General features: G+C 46.9%; 4 protein-coding genes. All 4 read left to right on the forward strand.

Going from position 1 to position 1,455, the window contains the following annotated elements; translation table 11 throughout:
* Nucleotides 1–4 precede the first annotated feature (4 nt).
* Nucleotides 5–172 carry an ATP-grasp domain-containing protein gene (locus B9T16_RS28640; RefSeq protein ID WP_410246388.1) on the forward strand — a complete coding sequence of 56 codons (168 nt, stop codon included), beginning with the start codon at nt 5–7 and terminating at the stop codon, nt 170–172.
* Nucleotides 173–244: 72 nt separating this feature from the next.
* A complete protein-coding gene (locus tag B9T16_RS28645) occupies nt 245–466 on the forward strand; it encodes a hypothetical protein (protein WP_410246385.1) in 222 nt (73 codons plus the stop codon).
* On the forward strand, nt 463–942 hold the full coding sequence (purE, locus tag B9T16_RS28650; protein WP_410246386.1) for a 5-(carboxyamino)imidazole ribonucleotide mutase: 480 nt from the start codon (nt 463–465) through the stop codon (nt 940–942). The genes B9T16_RS28645 and purE overlap by 4 nt, the downstream gene beginning before the upstream one ends.
* Nucleotides 943–977: 35 nt before the next feature.
* On the forward strand, nt 978–1,455 hold a 478-nt coding region (locus tag B9T16_RS28655), incomplete at its 3' end, for an aminotransferase class III-fold pyridoxal phosphate-dependent enzyme (protein ID WP_410246387.1).

A 1,455-nucleotide genomic window follows, 5' to 3' on the forward strand; every position in this document is an offset into this window, starting at 1 on the left:
AAAAATGGTTGAGGCCACGCAATTGGCAGTCAAGTTGGCCGAAGCTACAAAAATCGTAGGTACACTGGCAGTGGAACTTTTTCTCGATAAGGAGGGGAATTTGCTGGTTAACGAATCCGCCCCGCGCGTACACAATAGTGGCCATCTTAGCATCGAAGCCTGCTATACCTAGCAGTTTGAGCAGCACGTTCGAGCCATTTTAGGCATGCCCCTAGGAAATACCGATCTTATTCTTCCCGCAGCCATGGGTAACGTTGTTGGTGAGCCCGAGCATTCCGGCCCCGTAGCCTACCAAGGCGCGGAGGAATTGCTCAAACAAAAAGGACTCTACCTGCATTTATATGGGAAATTAGAAACGCGTCCATTTAGGAAAATGGGGCACATTACCGCAATTCACCCCGATGTGGACGAGGCTAAAAATATTGTGCGTAGATTTCGTGAAAACTTTAAAATAATATCTCGATGATTGGAATCATTATGGGGTCGCAAAGCGATCTAAGCGTTATGGAAGAAGCCGCGAAGGTGTTGGATGAACTAGGAGTGAAGTACGAATTGGATATCGTTTCTGCTCACCGTACACCCGAAAAAATGTTTGATTACGCAAAAAACGCCCATAAGCGTGGCATCAAAGCAATTGTTGCTGGAGCGGGCGGTGCGGCTCATCTTCCCGGTATGGTGGCATCTCTTACGCCTTTACCTGTAATCGGTGTGCCCGTAAAATCGAGTAACTCCATAGATGGCTGGGATTCCGTTCTTTCAATTTTGCAAATGCCTTCTGGGGTGCCCGTGGCCACGGTGGCATTAAATGGCGCTCGCAATGCGGGTATATTAGCCGCACAAATTGTAGCTTCTTCGGATAGCGAATTGTTGGATAGAGTTATCCAATTTAAGGAAGGGCTGAAGGAAAAAGTTGAGCAGATGTCGAAAGCTGTGAAGCGCTAATCAAAAGAGCTTTCTTCAACAATCAAACTTGAACTATGGCCAGCATTCGCCAGCTTTTCTTAGCTCACCAAGCACAAACCACTAATTTTCCTTTGGGTTTAGAAGTGGAAAAGGCCGAAGGAATGTATCTCTACACGCCTGAGGGAAAGAAAATCTTGGATTTGATTGCGGGTATTAGCGTTTGTAATTTAGGACATCGGCATCCCGCCGTAGTAAAGGCCATAAAAGAGCAGGTAGATCAGTACATGCATATCATGGTCTATGGTGAATATATCCAGTCGCCGCAGGCACGCTTGGCAAAGGCTCTGCATGATATTCTTCATCCAAGTCTCGATAATGTGGAATTTGTTAATTCAGGCACCGAGGGCATCGAAGGAGCAATGAAACTCGCCAAGCGCTATACGGGAAAACCCAATTTTGTAGCTTTCCAGCAGAGTTACCACGGTAGCAGTCAGGGTGCGTTATCGGTGATTGGCGACGAGGTATTTCGCAGAAACTACCGTCCGCTTCTTC

It is taken from the genome of Arthrospira sp. PCC 8006 (assembly GCF_046480465.1).
Lineage (GTDB): Bacteria > Cyanobacteriota > Cyanobacteriia > Cyanobacteriales > Microcoleaceae > Limnospira > Limnospira platensis.